Genomic DNA, 16,197 nt, shown 5'->3' on the forward strand with positions numbered 1-16,197 from the left:
TAACCAGTAAGGACAGGAGCCGATTTTCGAGCGGCACCGCTAGCCGGCTTAGCTCTTGAAACAGGCGGCACGTGCAGGCAAAATCGGTATCCATCTCTTCGTGGTTGGTACGTACACGTATCGCCGCCGTAGCTATCCGTATTCGCCGGAAGACCGCAATCCGTTAGGCCACATGTCGGACAAAAACACAGAGAATGTCGCCCACCGTCTTTCGACGGTTCGCGAGCGCTTGCACGCCGGAATGGACCGCCGGGAATTCATTCGAACACTCGCAAGCGCTGGCTACGCCGTCGGAATGGCACAGCTCCTCGGCGTCGAGGACTTCCTTACGACTGACGACGGCGACGTGCCGATCGTCACTGCGCTGGTCCGAGCAGATCCCGACGACCCCTACTCGCTCGAGGAGCGCACGAGAACGGTTCCGGCCGAGTGGTACGCCGCCGTAGAAAAAGCCTTCGAGGTAAACGACAGTCTCGCCCAGTCGAGACTGATGGGGTATCTCGGCAGTGCGGTCGTTCCCGGCGACTATCGGAGCGCGACGGCGTCGGTTTCGATCGGCGTTACTGGCGATTCCAGTCTGGTCAGGGACGTCCTCGCAACGGTTGCGGACGGGATCGGTCTCGATATCGAGCGGTTCGATGACGACGAAACAATCGATGGCATCGACGATATCGAGGACAGATCAGAGGCCAGGCAAGGCCAACCTCGCCTCGCCAGCGACGTCACCGGCGGAACTGCTCCCGGCGGCGTCGCCTGCGAAACCGCCTCGAGCATGGCGACGCTCGGCCCTGCACTGTACGATCCCGACTCGGAATCCGCGTTCTTCGTCACGGCAGAACACGCGTTCGAAGTCGACGGGGACGTCACCGGAGAACGACTTCGACTCCCGACAGAAACGGAGGAGTCGTTCGATCTAGGGACGGTGCGCTACGATCACCCGGTCGAGGATCTCGTCGCCGTCGAACCGGTCGGCCAACTCGAGCCGATCAATCAGCTCGACACGTCGCCGCCGTTCTCCGTCCGCGGCCAGTACACTCGCTGGGGGCTCGCCGACTTACTCGCCCGGGGAGAGCCCCTCGAGAAGGTTGGGGCCATGACGGGACACACGACCGGCAAAATTCAAGGGATCGATGCGGTGACGTGTTTCACGGACGATTTCTGTCGCCGCGGCCAGATTCGGTGGGGCGGCGAGATGGACCTAATCGACGGCGACAGCGGTTCGGTAAGCTATCATCCCGACCCGCAGGATCCCGAGGAAAGCGTCCTCATTGCCGGCTTCAACAACGCTCGGACGTGGTGGCCCGGACAGAGCTACGTCTGGGGCGTCTCGGCGTACCAGATGACGAACACGCTCGGGTATCACTTCTGACATGAACAGCTACCACGAACGATCGCTTTCCGCACACTCAACACAAATGACCGAATCACGATCCAACCCGCGGTCCGAGGACCGACCCGCTCCGCGACCCGACGATTCCCCTGACTCGCGATCCGAGGACAGTTCTGACTCTGAAAGCGGTTTTCGCGGGCTCCTCACCGTCGGTGCACGCGTTCTCGGGGATGTCATTATCATCACGCTCTGGGTTCTGTTTCTCACCCTCCTCTTTCTCTCGACTGGCTGGCCGAGCTGGGCGTTCTACGCCATCCTCTTGCTCGGCGTCGCCGTCTACGTCTCCGTAACCGCAGCGTGGCTCGGCTCGACCGGGTCGTAACTCGGGTTCGTTGTCGAGTCGATCGGCCGGACGGGAACTCGAACGCGAAAACGAGTCGAAAACTCCCTCGAGAACGTGTTCGAAACGTAGACGGGCGATCCGAGCTGGCCCTGTCGTCGAGATCTGGACGGGTAATATGGTCTACTGTAACGATTTCCCGGCGGTGAGTCGAACCGTGTGAGACGAGTCTCGGTGGAGGAGCGAAGCGAGTCAACCGTTGCAACCGCATGGACGAATCGCGGCCGTACCGACATTGAATTACAGCGGTCCGTATTACTCGAGAGCGGACTCGAGTCGATTGATCAGGTCGTCGTTGCCCACGTGAACCGGCGTTCTGTCGTGGAGAGCGTCCGGTTCGACATCGAGAATGGATCGGTCGCCGGTCGAGGAACTGCCACCCGCCTGTTCGACGATGTAGCCGATAGGGTTTCCTTCGAACTGCAGCCTGAGTTTTCCTTCCGAACGGGACTCCAGACCAGGGTAGGCGAAGACGCCGCCGTAGGTCAGTACCTGATTGACATCGGCGATCATCGCGCCGCCGTAGCGGAGTTTAAGTTCGGTTTCGATCGATCTGGCGTACTCGTGGAAGTCCGCCGGCCAGTCGGGAACGCGGCCGCCGAACCCGTAAACGACCGGTTCGTCCGGAAGCGTCACGTTTTCGCGAACGACCGTGCGTTCCCCACCCGTGAGTTCGTAGTCGGTGACGCCGGTCTCGTCGGCGACGATCATTGTCGTGATGGGACCGTAGAGCACGTAGCCCGCGGCGACGAGATCGCGGCCGGCAGCCGGAAGCGAAGCCTCGTAGACGCCGAAGACGGTCCCCATTGCGTTGTTCGACGAGAGGTTCGACGACCCGTCGAGCGGATCGACGGCGACAGCGACCGCTTGGCTGGACTGGCCGCTATCGTCGGAGGTACTGTCGGATCCGGGTGTCGGACCGCAGTCGAGACACTCCTGTCGTTCCTCGCTCGCGTACTCGCCGACACCTTCGATCGACGCGAGTCGATCGGCGAGCAACTCGTCAGCGTAAACGTCGGCTTCGGCCTGGCTCTCGCCGCTTGGATTTTCTCCCTCGGCTTTCTCGCGTCGACCGACGAGGCCCTGCCGAATTTCGGCCGACGTTCGAGCGATCGTCGAAACGACCTCGTCGACGACGGGCTCGAGCCCGGAGGCGGAGGTGCCGGAATCGGGGTTCATACCGGAATCGGAGATTTCGTCGGTCATTCCTCGAGTGCGGCGTCTGCAGTTGCCTCTTCGTAGATGACCTTCTCGAGGGCATCGAGCAGCTTCGTCGGGTCCTCGCGTTGCCAGACGTTTCGGCCGACCGCCAATCCGGTACAGCCGGCGTTGACGGCGGCTTCGACCGTCGAGAGGAACTCGTAATCGGACGTTTTCGAACCGCCGCTCATGACGACGTTCATGTCGCCCGCGGCTTTGCAGGCGTGTGCCATGGCTTCGGGACTACCGGGATACTTCACCTTCGCGATGTCCGCGCCGACTTCGAGGGCGATACGGGTCGCATAGGATATCGTGCCGGGTTTGGTGTCGTTTTTGAGCCCCTGTCCGCGCGGGTACGACCACATGACGACGGGGAGGTCGTGTTCGCGGGCGCTTTCCTGCGCGTCTCGGAACTCTTCGAACATCTCGACTTCGTGGTTCGAACCGCTGTAGACCGTGAACCCGACCGCGTCGGCACCGAGTTCGGCGGCGTAGTCGACCGAGCAGTTGACCGGCGAGTCGGGTTCGCCCATCCAGAGGTTCGAGGTGCCGTTTAACTTCAACAGGAGATTAACGTCGTCCTCGTAGCTCGGGTAGTACCCCTCTGCGATACCCTTCTGGACCGCCATCGCGGTCACGGCGTCGTGTGTCGCGGTCTCGAAAACGGTGGCGGGGTCGAGCTTCTCCGGTACATCCTCGAAGTCGACCGGACCGTGTTCGAGCCCGTGGTCCATCGCCAGGATCAGTGACTTGCCATCGCGGACGATCGGAGAATCGTCGATCGGTATCATCTAATTGGTGGTCCAACAGGCCGCTATAAATCTCTGATGGTCCTCCCGTTCGAAATTATTCTATTTTGTAGTAAATATGCTCTCAAAGTGCTGATTTTCGCGTTTGAGTGTGGCAGGCAATACGCCGAGTAGCCGCTCTTTCGATACGCGAATATGCGGCAAAAATACACCGTAAATGATATATTAGAGTTCGTGACTTTCGTGGTAGTAAGACAATAACAATCTCTGTCATACCAGTGGTTCCGCGTATGCACAAACCAGTTGTGCGGGGGAAGGGAGCATGAAACGCGTAATCAAATCGGTCCTGTTTCAGCGGTCGAGGCCCACAGTTATCGACGAGTGTCGACGATGCGGAACCACAGTGAGTTCGACCGTTACGGACTGTCCGGAGTGTGATTGCGGTGAAATCGTGAGTTACGAAATTCGGTGAGCTCCGGGCCGACGAGTCCGACAACAGGCTTACTCGAGACAGGTTTGAACCCACCGATAGTGATCCTCGAGTCGCTTCTCTCCCGCGTCGGTCAACGCGTACACGTCGTAGAGCCCCTCCGTACGCGTTTCGAGCAGTCCCGCGTCGACCAGCGCCGACAGCGTCCCGTAGAACGATTTCGGCTCGAGCCGGTCGTCGTAGTGGGTTTCGAGTTCGGATTTGAGCTGCTGGCTGCGAAGCTCTTCGTTGGCAGCGAGCAGGTAGCAGATGTCTCGACGCCGCCCGCTTTGAAGCCACTTCGTCATGGGGTCAGTCGTCGACGGGGGTGCTCGAACGTTACGGTTTCGGGACACCGGACGGATGCGTTTGCTCGGCGGCGGCCTCCTGAGCGGTCAACCGGACAGCAGTCGGCGGCAACCGATTACGATCGACCAGCAGAGCCCGCCGAGGAGCGAAATCGATACCAGCGGACGAGTACCGACCTCGAGGAGTACCATCTCACTGGCGCGGACGACCTCGTGGCTGAAGAGGAACCAGCGACCGTCGGGATCGCCGATGACCACGGTCCCGGTACCGACGGCCAGCGAGAGTAGTACTACACCGCCGATCCCGGCGACGAGGACGACGAACGTCGCGACCGTTCCGGCGAAAAACGTCGACAACAGTTTTGAACCGAATTTCCGACGAGGTAGGGTTTCGCTCGCGCCGTATATGCCGATTCCCTGCCCATCTGGCGAGCGGTCCGGCATCGGACCGACGTGAACGGTCGACGGAAACTGAACGAGGACGGCGGCCATCCAGAGATCTCCGATCGAGCCCGCGGCGTTGGCCGCCAGAACGACGACGAGTATCGTCGACGGATAGACGGTCATCGTCAGGACGCCGAGGACGGAGATAGCCACGAACGGCGCGAGCAAGATCGCGAGCATCTGATTTCGAGTGTAGCCGCCGGCCGAATTCGTGTAGGCGTACGGGACGACAAAGTACGAGACGCCGACGCCGTAGGCGGGGTCCCCGCCGTAGTGGGCCATCACCAGTCCGTGGATCGTCTCGTGGAGTGCGATGACGAGCGCGACCAGAACCCCGAAGACGACGAGCCAGCCGAGCGTCGCGGGTTGGGACGCGATCGGAAGGACGATCGGCTCGAGTGACTCCCCCCGAATCCGCGCGAGAACCTCGGCGAAGAGGTACGCGAACGCGAAAAAGCCGACGCTCGAGACGGCGACCCACTGAACCGCCACAGTTCGTGTGACTCGAAACGTCTCGAGCGGGCGCAGGTGCTCGGCTGAATCGTCGGCGCTCACTGCGAGGTCACGACGGGCACTCCCGAGTGAAGTGACAAAGCGATGTCGATCCAGCGGAAGGAAGTCGATCGCGTCATTTCGGCCGCTGGTCGAGCGATCGCGGTCCGCCTCGGCAGCTCACGCTCCCGCCGATCGCTCGACGAAACCGATAGCCTTCCGTTCGTCGACCGCAGAGACAGCGTATGACCGACGACGAGCGAACGGAAACGAGCGACGCGATCACTGCGACCTACCGCGAAACCGAGACGGAGCGTCTCCTCGAGTTCGCCACCGAGAAACCCAGCGGTGGTCAGACAACGGCGGCAATCGCCCAGAATCGGGAGGGGTACGCCATGTTGAAAGTCCGCCCGACCGCCGACGGCGACGAACTCGAGCGCTACTACGGCTTCGATATGGCGCTTGACCACGTCGGAGAACTGCTCGAGGTCCCGCCACACGAGTTACCGGTTCCGGATGCGGCGGCCGATATGGGGATGTAACTGGTCGGCGGTATCGAATCAGTGAGACGACCACGTCCTCGACAGAACATGTTCGCCCGGAAGAGCGGTTCGTCGCCTCCGAATGCCGGAAAGCGGGACGCATAAGTACACAGAGTCGAATTTCGAGATAACGATACCGTGGCATCTGAGTCCTATCCCTGGCCAATCGGCACGCAACGACGGTTCTCGGCACTGTTAGCAGGGACTGCACTCGGCGTGTACCTACTCTTGATTATCGGTGCCACGACTTCAATTACGAACGCGACGACGGCGTGTTCGACGTGGCCGCTGTGTAGTCCCCCCGTCGATCCGGTGAGCCAGACCGAACTCGCAATCGTCTGGGGCCACCGGCTCGCAGCCGTCGTCGTCGGCGGGCTGGCCGCACTGACCGTCTTCGCTGCCGTGTTCGGATCGGCCTCGAGCCGCGTTACGGCTGCGCTCATCGTCTCGCTGGTTCTGTACGCGATCCAGGTCGGCGTGGGTGCCGTCACGGCGACCGTCGGTCCCGCCGCCCTCGCTCCGGGACTCCACCTCGGACTCGGGATCGCCATCTTCTCGATCGTCATCCTCGCGCTCGCATGGGACCTCGAGTTCACCACGGGAAGCGAGAACGACGAGATCGAATCGCCGCCGGAACCGGACCCGATCGAGACCGAGCCGGCTCCACAACGACCGCTTCCGACCGGCGGACTCGCACGGGCCCGTCTCACCGCCTTCGCGTACTTCAAAATGATGAAGCCGCGGCTGATGTGGCTGCTCTGTCTCGTCGCCGCGGCGGGGATGGCACTCGCCGCCGGCCCGAACCTCGAGACCCCGACGATCGTTGCGACCCTCGGCGGCGGCGTGCTCGCGATCGGTGCGTCCGGGACGTTCAACCACGTCTTAGAGCGCGACATCGATCAAAAGATGTCTCGAACGGCGGATCGCCCGCTCGCCACCGATCTGATTCCGGTCTGGAAAGCGCTGGTCTTCGGTGCGTTCTTGACCGCGGCGTCGTTGGGCGTCTTCCTCACGATCAACGCGCTCGCGGCGGCGCTCGGACTCGCTGCCATCCTCTTTTACAGCGTCGTCTACACGCTGCTTTTGAAACCCAACACGGTCCAGAACACCGTTTGGGGCGGGTTAGCCGGCGCGCTCCCGGCGCTCATCGGCTGGGCCGCCGTCACGAACGAAATCGGGATGCCGGCACTCGCACTGGCCGGCGTCATCTTCCTCTGGACGCCTGCACACTTCTACAACCTCGCGCTCGCCTACCGCGACGACTACGCTCGAGGCGGCTTTCCCATGATGCCCGTGGTCCGGGGCGAGACGGTGACTCGAAAACACATTCTCTACTACATCGCCGCGACCCTCGTCGGAACGGTCGGTCTCGCCTGGATTACAGACCTCGGCGCGTTGTACGCAGCGACCGTCGCGATCTTCGGCGGGATCTTCCTCTGGACCGCGGTCAGGCTCCACTTCGAGCAGACCGAGGCCGCCGCGTTTCGCTCGTTCCACGCGTCGAACGCCTTCCTCGGTGCGGTGCTCGTCGCCGTCCTCGTCGACGCGCTCGTCATCTGAGCCTGTCGGGCCGACTCGGCCCGGTTCGACGTCACGTACGTCGGCGACGAACGATACTCCAATTTGGGTCGCCTCTGTTGAGTCGGCTACGCCGGGTGAAAGTCGGTGAAACTGAAACGCTCATATCGATTCGGTGCTAATGCGTGATACCTGGCCCTCGGCCAGTCGTCTCGCATGAAGATCCTCACCTGTAACGCCGGCTACCTGCTCGGATACCAGAACGTCCTCGGGGGGTACGTCCCTCCGCCGATGACTTCGATGCTCGGCGACAGCGAGGTCGAACGACAGAAACTCGAGCAGCTCGCGTCGGTCATCGACAAGGAGCGTCCGGACGTGGTCTCGCTGCTCGAGGTCGACCAGGGGTCTCACCGGACGGCCACTGACGGCCAGTTTCGGACGCTCGTCGAGTCGCTCCGGGAGCGGGACCTGACCTACACGGGTGCCGCCGCGAACAAGTACGGAGATGGAACGCTCGTCGAGTCGTTGCCGTTCTACAGCCACCTCGGCAACGCGGTGCTCTCACGGTTCGACTCGTCGGTGACGTCACACTACCTCACCGCAGGCCGGAAACGACTCGTCATCGAAGTCGACCTCGGCGAAACGGTGCTGTTTGCGGTCCACCTCTCGTTGGGTGCACGAAGCAGATCGCGCCAGCTCAGCCAACTCGCGGAGCTGGTCGATCGACGGGTAAACGGTCGGAACGTCGTCGTCACCGGCGATTTCAACACGTTCGCCGAGAACGGGGCGCTGGCCGATTTCATCGACCGAACCGGACTCGAGCTTCGAATCCCCGGTGAGACTGTTCCATCGCGGCCGTTCGACGACCTGTTCGTCGACTCGCGCAGTCTCGATCTGTTCTGTTGTTCGCCGACGCTCGACGTACGTCGGTGCGATGTCCTCGACGTCCAACTGTCCGATCATCGACCGATAGTGCTCGAAACCGGCCGCTGAGATCCCTCACTCGAGGCATGGGGGAACACTCTCGAGATGTCCTGCTACTCGAGGGTGCGAGAACGATACCGATAATTCAATACCACTGACGGGAGAGCTATCGAGAGTGACCACGATCGAAGCCGAACCGACCGTCGGACTGCTGGACACGGACTCGTCCGACCGCCGGTTTCAGGAAGCCCTCTCCGACCTGTTCACCGGCGACGGAACGATCTACCTCGTCAGCGGCTACTTTACCTATCAGGGGTATCGCTCGATTCGAGACGAGATCGTTTCGTTTCTCGAGCGCTCTCGGGACAACGAACTGATCGCGATCGTCGGTCCCGCGTCCGATCAGTTCTCGGCGCGGATCGCCCACGACCTCTGGTCGCTCGATGACCGCGATCAAGTACGGCTCTACAAGCAACCGCACGGACTCCACGCGAAGATCTACTTCCGCGACGGCCCGGATCCGCAGTGCATCGTCGGCTCCGGGAACATCACGCAAGTCGCGTTCGAGTACAATATCGAACTCAACGTCGAACTGGCACGACCGAGTACCGACCACCCCGATCTGAAGCCCTTCCTCGAGTGGGTCGAGCGACTCGAGTCGCGGTCGAAGCCGCTGCGCCGGCGCGATCTCTTTAGCCCGGTCCAGATCGGCAGCTCGTTCGTCAACTGGTCGAACAAGGCGCGGTTGCTCCCGATGCGCAACGTCGCGCTCCGGGTCGTTCCGGTACTGATACTCGTCGTGATGCTCGCGGCCGCGTTTCGCTTCGTCTAAATCGCGTCGCTCTCGTCATCCCGTAGACCGAGCAAACGACGTGCGATGGCCGGACGCGGAGCCTGTCGATCGAACAGCGAGACGCGACTCGGAGCCGTGCGAGGTCTTCGGTCACGAACTGATCCGTAAGCGGTGTGGAAATTCATGCCACCAACGATAACAGCAGGCTTTCATCCCGTCAGTGGCTTTTAGGGCTACTATAGAAGAACGACGAGTGCGCGACTCTCCTTTAGCTGAATTGAGACAGCGAGGAACCATCGAGCGCAGAGGGCCTCACTCGTTCGAAGTACGCGCCTCGTCGATCCGATCGAACTGTTCGTCACTCAGTTCGACCTCGACCGCGCCGACGTTCTCCTCGAGTTGGTCCGGCGAGCGCGCGCCGACGATCGGAACGCAGTCGAACGCTGATTGATCCATGAGCCATCGCAGGGAGACCTGCGCCGGCGTGGCGTCGACCTCGTCGGCGACGCTCTCGACGGCCTCGAGCACGTCCCACGCCTGCTCGGTGGCGTAGTAGTCGTCGAACATGTCGTCGAGACTGCCCCGCGATCCGTCGGGGGCGATGACGGATCCGTCCTCAGCTCTGTCGTACTTGCCGGTGAGGAAGCCGCCGCCGAGCGGGGAGTACGGACAGACCGCGAGGTCCTGATCTGCACAGACCTCGAGGTAGTCCGAGACGGTGTCGTACTGAGCCGCGTTGACCATCGGCTGAGTGACGTCAAACCGTCCGAGTCCCTCGACGTCGCTGGTCCACAGCGCCTTCGTGAGCTGCCAGGCGGCCATGCTTGAGGCCCCGAGATAGTTCACCTTCCCCTCGCGCACGAGGTCCGTCAGCGTCTCGAGGGTCTCTCGGATCGGCGTGTCCTCGTCCCAGCGGTGGATGTAGTAGAGGTCGAGATAGTCGGTCCCCAGGCGGTCGAGCGTCCCCTCGATCTGCGCCCGAATGTGTTTGCGTCCGAGGCCGGAATCGTTCGGTCCGGGCTCGCCCCAGCCGTCGAACGGGAAGTAGACCTTCGAGGCGACGACGTAGTCCTCCCGGGAGTGGTTCTCGAGCCACTCGCCGATCCACTCCTCGCTCGTGCCGTTTGGGTCGCCGTAGACGTTCGCCGTGTCGATGAAGTTGATGCCGTTGTCCCTGCAGGCGTCGAGGAGGTCGTGTGCTTCCGAGCGGTCGGTTTCGGTCACGCCGCCGGTTTCCCGTCCGAATCGCCAGGTTCCGTAACACAGTTTCGAGACTGTCGTTCCCGTATTCCCGAGCGTCGTGTACTCCATGGCTCCCGGTATGGCGGCGAGCGCTAAAACGGATTGGGGAGCGGTAATGTGCGGGGACGACCGATTGTCGTTCCGGCCGGCTGGGCGCTGTCGGTAGTTCGCGCTACCGAAACGAGTTTACACGCCGTGGTAGATCACCAACAGCTACCGGAACGACGGCAACACTTCCTCCTCGTAGAACTCGAGGGCTTTCTCCTGTTCGGGCCCGATCTGGTGGACGTAGACGTGGTCGTAACCGGCGTCGATCGCCTGCTCGATGCTGTCGATGTGGGTTTGGGGGTCCGAGTCGGTGACGGTCGATCCTTCGGCGACGTCTTCGCGGTCGACCATCGTCGCCGCCTGCTGGAAGTGCGCCGGCGTTGGCAGTTCTTGCCCGAGTTCGCCGGGGATGAACCCGTTCGGCCAAAGTTCGTGGACGGTGTCGATCGCCTCGTCTTCGCTCTCGGCGTAACAGCAGTGAAGTTGCGTGTACTTCGGCCCCTCGCCGCCGGCGTCTTCGTAGGCCTCGACGACCTCCCCTTTCGGGCCCGAACACCAGAGGCCGTCACCCTCCTCGCCGGCCATTTTCGCAGTCTGCGGGCCGAACGCGGAGACGACGATCTCCGGAATTTCCTCGGGTATCGTGTAGAGTCGAGCGTTCTCCGCCGTGTAGTACTCGCCGTGGTGGCTCGTGTTCTCCCCGTCCCAGAGGTCGCGCATCAGTTCCATCGACTCGGAGAGCATCTCGAGGCGAACGTCGTGTTCGGGCCACTTCTCGCCCGTCACGTGCTCGTTTAAGTTCTCGCCCGTTCCGACGCCGAAGGTGAACCGGCCGTCGGCCATGACGTCCGTCGTCGCGACGGCGTGGGCGACGTTGACCGGGTGAATTCGAATCGTCGGACAGGTGACGCCGACGCCGATCCCGATCTCGTCGGTCTGACTGGCGAGACCGGCGAGAACCGACCAGACGAACGGCGACTCGCCCTGTGCGGAGACCCACGGGTGGAAGTGATCCGAGACGGAGAGGAAGTCGAAACCGACTTCCTCCGCGCGGACGCCGTAGTCGACGAGTTCGTTCGGCCCGTGTTCCTCGCTCGAGAGCGTGAATCCGAGTTCGACCATACCCCAAGGCTATCACGAACGCGCTTCTGATGGTTGGCCCTGCAACGGAAAGGGCGATCCGACGAAATAGGAGTCGGTCGAGCGGTCTCTCGCGGGCAATACTTATATATGAAATCCGACCAGTATGTCTATTATCAAGCGGAATGTCTTGTACAAATCTGGATTCCGATGAGGCTCGCTCCGATCTTTATGAAGCTATGAAAGCGGACCGCTCGTTCGAAGAGAAAGCCCGACGAGCACTCGCTATCGGAGAAGAATACCTGAACGTCGATAATGGTCATCTGGCCAAAATCGACCCGCAGAGCAACTATTGGAAGGCCATCGCGAGCACGGATCCGCCGGATGGGCCCTTTCCCGCGGGACTCGTTGTCGATCTTCAAACGACGTACTGTCGGCGTACGACGACTCAGGAAGACCCTATCGCGTTGCACGACGCCCCGAATCAGGGGTGGAGTGACGACCCCGCATTTGAAACCCACGAACTGCACTGCTATCACGGTACCACGATCAGCATCGACGACGAAACCTACGGGACGGTCTGTTTCGTCTCGGAAACACCCCGCGAAGAGCCGTTCTCGGCCGAAGAAACCACGTTCGCCGAACTCATCTCACGGCTGCTCGAGCACGAACTGAAACACAAGCGAACGGCGGACAAACTCGCACACGTCGAACAGTTCGCAGGCGTTCTCTCGCACGATCTTCGCAACCCTCTCAACGTGGCACAGGGGCGGGTCGAACTCGAACGCGAAACCCGAGATAGTGAACACCTATCAATCGCCTCGGACGGACTCAACCGGATGGACGACCTCATCTCGGACGTACTCACGATGGTACGCCAGGGGAGAGCGATCGAGAAAACGGAGGAGCTGACACTGCAACAGCTAACTACCACGTGTTGGAAGTCGGTCGAAACGCCAGACGCGGAACTCGTCGTCAAGGACGAACTCACCTTTCGCGGGGACACCACTCGCGTCAAGCGGCTATTCGAGAATCTCTTTCGAAACGCGGTCGAACACGGGAGCAGCGATGTCACCGTTCGTGTTGGCCCCCTCGAGGACGGAACGGGATTCTACGTGGAGGACGATGGACCGGGGATTCCACGAGACGCCCGAGAATCGGTGTTCGAAACCGGGTATTCGACTGGTACGGATGGCATCGGACTCGGACTATCGATCGTCTCCGGCGTTGTGATGGCCCACGAATGGCGTATTTCGATATCGGAGGAGAGTGACGGCGGTGCCCGGTTCGATATCGGCGATGTGATCGTAACCGACCAATTGCTCGACTGATTCGAGCGGTTCTGGTCGGAGAGTCGCCGTCGCAGGGCTCGAGCACCGGCGGTCACGAGCAGTCGAATCGAACACCTTACCCGGAGCCGCTTGATATTCCCTCATATGAATGCCGTAGTCGAGGCTGCGGAGCTCCACAAGACGTACGGCGAGACCGTCGCCCTAGCGGAGGTTTCCTTGACGGTCGATGACGGCGAGGTATTCGCTCTCATCGGACCGAACGGGGCCGGGAAGACGACGCTCGTTCGCGCGCTCACCGGAACGACGGTTCCGGACTCGGGAACCGCTACACTGTTAGACGAATCGCCGACGGCCGTCGACCGGAACCGACTCGGCGTCCTTCCCCAGGAGTTCTCGCCGCCGGCGCGACTCACCGCTCGAGAACTGCTCGAGTACTACGCCGGACTCTACGACGAGTCGCACGATCCGGAGACCGTCCTCGCCGACGTAGGGCTGGTCGAGGCCGGTGACACGTGGTACGAGAACCTCTCGGGCGGACAGAAGCGTCGCGTTTGCGTCGGCAGTGCGCTGGTCAACGACCCCGACGTTCTCTTTCTGGACGAACCGACGACCGGAATCGACCCGGCCGGGCGACGGACAGTCTGGCGATTGATCGAAGACCTCGCGGCGGGCGGCACGACGGTCCTCCTGACCACCCACGATATGGCCGAAGCCGAACGGCTCGCCGACAGGGTCGGTCTGCTCGCGGAGGGCTCGCTTATCGCGTCCGGAACGCCGACCGCGCTCGTCGACGAACACGGCGGCTCGAGTCGTCTCACCGTCGAGCCGACCGTAGAAACGGATCTCGAGGAGGTCGCCCAAAGCGGTACGCTCGCCGATCTCGAGTACCCAGTCGAGACTCGAGACGGTTCCCTCGTTTTCGAGGATGTCTCGCCGGCGAATATCGGCTCTCTCGTCGACGTTCTCGAGGACGAAGGGGTCGAGTACACGAGCATCTCGTGGGCCGAACCCGATCTGGAGACGGTCTATCTCGAACTCGCCGAGGACGGGGAACGCGCGCGAACAGGGCGGACGGGTTCGCTCGAGGGAGATGGATCAGTACTCGACGAGCAAGAACCGATACAGGAAGCGAACGCGGAGGGGAGTCGATGAGCCGACTCGGCCGAATCCGCGCACAGACGAGCGCGGGCTGGCGGTCGTTCGTTAGACGCCGAACCGCCGTTTTCTTCACGTTTTTCTTCCCGGTGATCCTGATCGCCATCTTCGGCGCGCTGATCCAGACCGACCCCACCGGCGGCGGACTGTTCGCGGAACCCGCGGCGTACTACGTTCCGGGTTATCTCGCCGTCGTCGTTCTCTTTACGCCGTTCTCGCGGCTCGGGAGCGAAGTCGCTCGCCACCGCGAGGGCAACCGCTTCGAAAAGCTCGCGACGACGCCGGTCACTCGAGGGGAGTGGCTGCTCGGCCAGACGGTCGTCAACGCCGCTATCATCGCGCTTGCCAGCCTGTTGATCCTCGTGCTCGTCGTCGCCCTGACGGGTGCGGAGATCGTGTTCTCCCCGCTGGTCGTGGCCTACATCCTCGTCGGGGTCGTCTGTTTCTGCGGAATCGGGGCCATGCTCGGCAGTTACACCGATTCCCAGGACGGGGCGGTCGCCGCGAGCAACGCTATCGGGCTTCCGCTCCTTTTCCTTTCGGAGACCTTCATCGCACTCGAGCAACTTCCCGGCTGGTTCGAGCCGCTCGTAAACCTCTCGCCGCTGACGTACTTCTCCCGCGGAATCCGTGCGGCGACGTATCCCGACGCGGGAACGCCGGCGGTGTTCGGCGTGGATCCGGCGTTCGCCAATCTCGGAGTTCTCGCGGTGCTCGCCGTCGTCACCTTCGCGCTCGGTGCCAGATCGATCCCGCGAACGGATTGAACGAACCCGCCCAGACTGCGTCCGAGGACTCGAGTCGATCGGTGTGTCTCCTGTTTTGCGTTGCTCCGTCGTTACCGCGCATCGAGAGCCACACCGATCGCCAGCCCGACTCCGATCCACAGCGCGAGATTGTCCGTCATGACGCCGATCGAGACGCCGAGTGCTATCCCGATAGCGATACCCGACCCGGTCGTGTTTCGGATTTTGCTTCCGGTTTTCTCTTCGACCATGTTCGATCTGTACTCCCTCTCACTGAATAAGTGTCTCTCCTTCCGAGAGGTGTCTCCCGTTTTACAACCCGCATCTCGCGCCGAGAAAAGGAAGCGGATAGTCCAAGCTCAGGTCGGTCCTCGAGCGTTAGAAAACGCCCGGAACGAGCATCGACGGGAACTCGTAGTCGTAGATGTGGTTGAGCATGAGGTACGTGACGATCCCGAGTACGAGACTGAGGATCCACGATCCCGCGGCGATGCGCCCGACTCGAGCGTGGGCCGTCTGTCGGAGCTCCGACGGCGTGTGAGTCAGGCCGAGGATCAACGCGTAGAGGACGACCGGAACGGCGACGATCGAGAGGACGATGTGAATCGCGAGCATGAGCAGATAGGCGTTGCGAACCATCGCTCCCCCGACGAACTCTTTCGTTCCGCCGCCGCCGACCCGGATGAGGTAGACGACCAAAAAGAGGAGAATCGTCGCGAATGCGCCGATCATCGCACGGCGGTGTTTCTCGACCGCTCCCGCTCGAATCCAGTACCAGCCGAGAACGAGCAACACCGTCGTTACCGCATTGATAGCCGCGATAGCATGGGTGAAGACGTTAACCTGCGCGTTAGTCAAATCGGGGTAGATCGGCAACTCGAGGACGAAGGTTCCGATAACCAGTGCGTAGCCGATTATTGAGAGGAAGATCGTTATTCCGAGGGGACGCTCTCGGAGCCGTTGTCTTGGATCCGCGATAGCCATAGCTGGTTCTTGGGATAGGTCGGGTATCTGTCTTGCTTTTTCGGAAGCGAAACGAGTCGACTGCCCGAAAGCAACGATACACCGATCAATCGAAAGGAGTGAACGCCAGTCGGAGGCATCGAAAACGAACTGGGAGCGAGACACAGAGGTTCGTCTCAGCTAAGGTGGACGGTTCTGTCGCTTTCGATCGTGATATCGTAGCCGCAGTAGGTAAACGTAACCGTTCCCCCCGGTCGTGGACCACCGTTACTTCGCGGGGCGAAAAGTGCATCGAGCGCCTCGGGATCGATAACAGCGTGTAACGGCTCGTACTCCGGCGGGCACAACTCCGCGGGAGGAACTTCCTCTGCGTTCGCGACCGCCTCGACGACCGCTTGGCTCATTCCTGTTCGAATCGACGTATCGACCGTGTCTCCGCCATTCGCCATCCTGTCAGACATTCCCCAATCCGATGAAATAAAACTGTCCTTCTGTCTTAATT

Annotated in this window: 19 protein-coding genes; 10 read left to right on the top strand and 9 right to left on the bottom strand. The window is 61.7% G+C overall.

The window, feature by feature from the left end; all coding sequences use genetic code 11:
• Positions 1-172: 172 nt before the first annotated feature.
• Positions 173-1,369, top strand: a complete 1,197-nt coding sequence (locus ACZ5C7_RS13145) for a hypothetical protein (RefSeq protein WP_464376754.1) — start codon at positions 173-175, stop codon at positions 1,367-1,369.
• Positions 1,370-1,415: 46 nt separating this feature from the next.
• Positions 1,416-1,712 (top strand): hypothetical protein, encoded by a 297-nt coding sequence (locus ACZ5C7_RS13150; protein ID WP_464376755.1) that lies wholly within the window; start codon positions 1,416-1,418, stop codon positions 1,710-1,712.
• A 273-nt stretch (positions 1,713-1,985) separates the two neighbouring features.
• Here ACZ5C7_RS13150 and ACZ5C7_RS13155 read toward each other — a convergent pair whose 3' ends face one another.
• The 4 genes from ACZ5C7_RS13155 to ACZ5C7_RS13170 form a co-directional block, all read right to left on the bottom strand.
• Positions 1,986-2,909 carry a class 1 fructose-bisphosphatase gene (locus ACZ5C7_RS13155; RefSeq protein WP_464378448.1) on the bottom strand — a complete coding sequence of 308 codons (924 nt, stop codon included), beginning with the start codon at positions 2,907-2,909 and terminating at the stop codon, positions 1,986-1,988.
• Positions 2,910-2,932: 23 nt separating this feature from the next.
• Positions 2,933-3,721 carry a class I fructose-bisphosphate aldolase gene (locus ACZ5C7_RS13160; protein WP_464376756.1) on the bottom strand — a complete coding sequence of 263 codons (789 nt, stop codon included), beginning with the start codon at positions 3,719-3,721 and terminating at the stop codon, positions 2,933-2,935.
• A 459-nt stretch (positions 3,722-4,180) separates the two neighbouring features.
• Positions 4,181-4,456 carry a PadR family transcriptional regulator gene (locus tag ACZ5C7_RS13165; protein ID WP_464376757.1) on the bottom strand — a complete coding sequence of 92 codons (276 nt, stop codon included), beginning with the start codon at positions 4,454-4,456 and terminating at the stop codon, positions 4,181-4,183.
• An 87-nt stretch (positions 4,457-4,543) separates the two neighbouring features.
• The gene (locus ACZ5C7_RS13170; RefSeq protein WP_464376758.1) at positions 4,544-5,455 is read right to left on the bottom strand and encodes a DUF3267 domain-containing protein; all 912 of its coding nucleotides are present in this window, start codon (positions 5,453-5,455) and stop codon (positions 4,544-4,546) included.
• Between the two features lie 42 nt (positions 5,456-5,497).
• On the opposite strand from ACZ5C7_RS13170, the gene ACZ5C7_RS13175 reads away from it, so the two are divergent.
• The 5 genes from ACZ5C7_RS13175 to ACZ5C7_RS13195 all read left to right on the top strand — a co-directional run bounded on the left by ACZ5C7_RS13175 (position 5,498) and on the right by ACZ5C7_RS13195 (position 9,208).
• The gene (locus tag ACZ5C7_RS13175; protein WP_464376759.1) at positions 5,498-5,641 is read left to right on the top strand and encodes a hypothetical protein; all 144 of its coding nucleotides are present in this window, start codon (positions 5,498-5,500) and stop codon (positions 5,639-5,641) included.
• On the top strand, positions 5,638-5,934 hold the full coding sequence (locus ACZ5C7_RS13180) for a DUF7111 family protein (protein WP_464376760.1): 297 nt from the start codon (positions 5,638-5,640) through the stop codon (positions 5,932-5,934). Before ACZ5C7_RS13175 ends, ACZ5C7_RS13180 begins: the two co-directional genes overlap by 4 nt.
• A 138-nt stretch (positions 5,935-6,072) precedes the next feature.
• Positions 6,073-7,494: a heme o synthase gene (locus ACZ5C7_RS13185; RefSeq protein WP_464376761.1), complete on the top strand. Its 1,422-nt coding sequence runs from the start codon at positions 6,073-6,075 to the stop codon at positions 7,492-7,494.
• A gap of 174 nt (positions 7,495-7,668) precedes the next feature.
• Positions 7,669-8,445, top strand: coding sequence for an endonuclease/exonuclease/phosphatase family protein (locus tag ACZ5C7_RS13190; protein WP_464376762.1), 777 nt, complete (start codon positions 7,669-7,671; stop codon positions 8,443-8,445).
• Between the two features lie 106 nt (positions 8,446-8,551).
• A complete protein-coding gene (locus tag ACZ5C7_RS13195; protein ID WP_464376763.1) occupies positions 8,552-9,208 on the top strand; it encodes a phospholipase D family protein in 657 nt (218 codons plus the stop codon).
• Positions 9,209-9,481: 273 nt separating this feature from the next.
• On the opposite strand, the gene ACZ5C7_RS13200 is transcribed toward ACZ5C7_RS13195, so the two are convergent.
• Both ACZ5C7_RS13200 and ACZ5C7_RS13205 read right to left on the bottom strand, forming a co-directional pair.
• Positions 9,482-10,480, bottom strand: a complete 999-nt coding sequence (locus ACZ5C7_RS13200; protein WP_464376764.1) for an aldo/keto reductase — start codon at positions 10,478-10,480, stop codon at positions 9,482-9,484.
• Between the two features lie 144 nt (positions 10,481-10,624).
• Positions 10,625-11,581: a TIGR03557 family F420-dependent LLM class oxidoreductase gene (locus ACZ5C7_RS13205; protein WP_464376765.1), complete on the bottom strand. Its 957-nt coding sequence runs from the start codon at positions 11,579-11,581 to the stop codon at positions 10,625-10,627.
• A 197-nt stretch (positions 11,582-11,778) separates the two neighbouring features.
• Here ACZ5C7_RS13205 and ACZ5C7_RS13210 point away from each other — a divergent pair, with 197 nt between their 5' ends.
• The 3 genes from ACZ5C7_RS13210 (at position 11,779) to ACZ5C7_RS13220 (ending at position 14,753) form a co-directional block, all read left to right on the top strand.
• Positions 11,779-12,870, top strand: coding sequence for a GAF domain-containing sensor histidine kinase (locus ACZ5C7_RS13210; protein WP_464376766.1), 1,092 nt, complete (start codon positions 11,779-11,781; stop codon positions 12,868-12,870).
• Positions 12,871-12,975: 105 nt separating this feature from the next.
• Positions 12,976-13,983: an ABC transporter ATP-binding protein gene (locus tag ACZ5C7_RS13215; protein WP_464376767.1), complete on the top strand. Its 1,008-nt coding sequence runs from the start codon at positions 12,976-12,978 to the stop codon at positions 13,981-13,983.
• The gene (locus ACZ5C7_RS13220; protein ID WP_464376768.1) at positions 13,980-14,753 is read left to right on the top strand and encodes an ABC transporter permease; all 774 of its coding nucleotides are present in this window, start codon (positions 13,980-13,982) and stop codon (positions 14,751-14,753) included. The genes ACZ5C7_RS13215 and ACZ5C7_RS13220 overlap by 4 nt, the downstream gene beginning before the upstream one ends.
• Before the next feature lie 71 nt (positions 14,754-14,824).
• On the opposite strand, the gene ACZ5C7_RS13225 is transcribed toward ACZ5C7_RS13220, so the two are convergent.
• The 3 genes from ACZ5C7_RS13225 to ACZ5C7_RS13235 all read right to left on the bottom strand — a co-directional run bounded on the left by ACZ5C7_RS13225 (position 14,825) and on the right by ACZ5C7_RS13235 (position 16,144).
• Positions 14,825-14,983: a hypothetical protein gene (locus ACZ5C7_RS13225; RefSeq protein ID WP_464376769.1), complete on the bottom strand. Its 159-nt coding sequence runs from the start codon at positions 14,981-14,983 to the stop codon at positions 14,825-14,827.
• A 127-nt stretch (positions 14,984-15,110) separates the two neighbouring features.
• Entirely contained in the window at positions 15,111-15,716 is a 606-nt protein-coding gene (locus ACZ5C7_RS13230) for a DUF420 domain-containing protein (RefSeq protein ID WP_464376770.1), read from the bottom strand.
• 155 nt (positions 15,717-15,871) lie between these two features.
• Complete coding sequence (locus tag ACZ5C7_RS13235; RefSeq protein ID WP_464376771.1) at positions 15,872-16,144, bottom strand: HalOD1 output domain-containing protein; 273 nt, start codon at positions 16,142-16,144, stop codon at positions 15,872-15,874.
• Between the last annotated feature and the right edge of the window lie 53 nt (positions 16,145-16,197).

The sequence above is a fragment of the Halostagnicola alkaliphila genome, assembly GCF_055379965.1.

Coding starts and splice junctions, on each gene's coding strand:
- ACZ5C7_RS13145 (WP_464376754.1), top strand. CDS start 173: ATGTCGGACAAAAACACAGAGAATGTCGCCCACCGTCTTTCGACGGTT.
- ACZ5C7_RS13150 (WP_464376755.1), top strand. CDS start 1,416: ATGACCGAATCACGATCCAACCCGCGGTCCGAGGACCGACCCGCTCCG.
- ACZ5C7_RS13155 (WP_464378448.1), bottom strand. CDS start 2,909: ATGAACCCCGATTCCGGCACCTCCGCCTCCGGGCTCGAGCCCGTCGTC.
- ACZ5C7_RS13160 (WP_464376756.1), bottom strand. CDS start 3,721: ATGATACCGATCGACGATTCTCCGATCGTCCGCGATGGCAAGTCACTG.
- ACZ5C7_RS13165 (WP_464376757.1), bottom strand. CDS start 4,456: ATGACGAAGTGGCTTCAAAGCGGGCGGCGTCGAGACATCTGCTACCTG.
- ACZ5C7_RS13175 (WP_464376759.1), top strand. CDS start 5,498: ATGTCGATCCAGCGGAAGGAAGTCGATCGCGTCATTTCGGCCGCTGGT.
- ACZ5C7_RS13180 (WP_464376760.1), top strand. CDS start 5,638: ATGACCGACGACGAGCGAACGGAAACGAGCGACGCGATCACTGCGACC.
- ACZ5C7_RS13190 (WP_464376762.1), top strand. CDS start 7,669: ATGAAGATCCTCACCTGTAACGCCGGCTACCTGCTCGGATACCAGAAC.
- ACZ5C7_RS13200 (WP_464376764.1), bottom strand. CDS start 10,480: ATGGAGTACACGACGCTCGGGAATACGGGAACGACAGTCTCGAAACTG.
- ACZ5C7_RS13205 (WP_464376765.1), bottom strand. CDS start 11,581: ATGGTCGAACTCGGATTCACGCTCTCGAGCGAGGAACACGGGCCGAAC.
- ACZ5C7_RS13210 (WP_464376766.1), top strand. CDS start 11,779: ATGAAAGCGGACCGCTCGTTCGAAGAGAAAGCCCGACGAGCACTCGCT.
- ACZ5C7_RS13215 (WP_464376767.1), top strand. CDS start 12,976: ATGAATGCCGTAGTCGAGGCTGCGGAGCTCCACAAGACGTACGGCGAG.
- ACZ5C7_RS13220 (WP_464376768.1), top strand. CDS start 13,980: ATGAGCCGACTCGGCCGAATCCGCGCACAGACGAGCGCGGGCTGGCGG.
- ACZ5C7_RS13225 (WP_464376769.1), bottom strand. CDS start 14,983: ATGGTCGAAGAGAAAACCGGAAGCAAAATCCGAAACACGACCGGGTCG.
- ACZ5C7_RS13230 (WP_464376770.1), bottom strand. CDS start 15,716: ATGGCTATCGCGGATCCAAGACAACGGCTCCGAGAGCGTCCCCTCGGA.
- ACZ5C7_RS13235 (WP_464376771.1), bottom strand. CDS start 16,144: ATGGCGAATGGCGGAGACACGGTCGATACGTCGATTCGAACAGGAATG.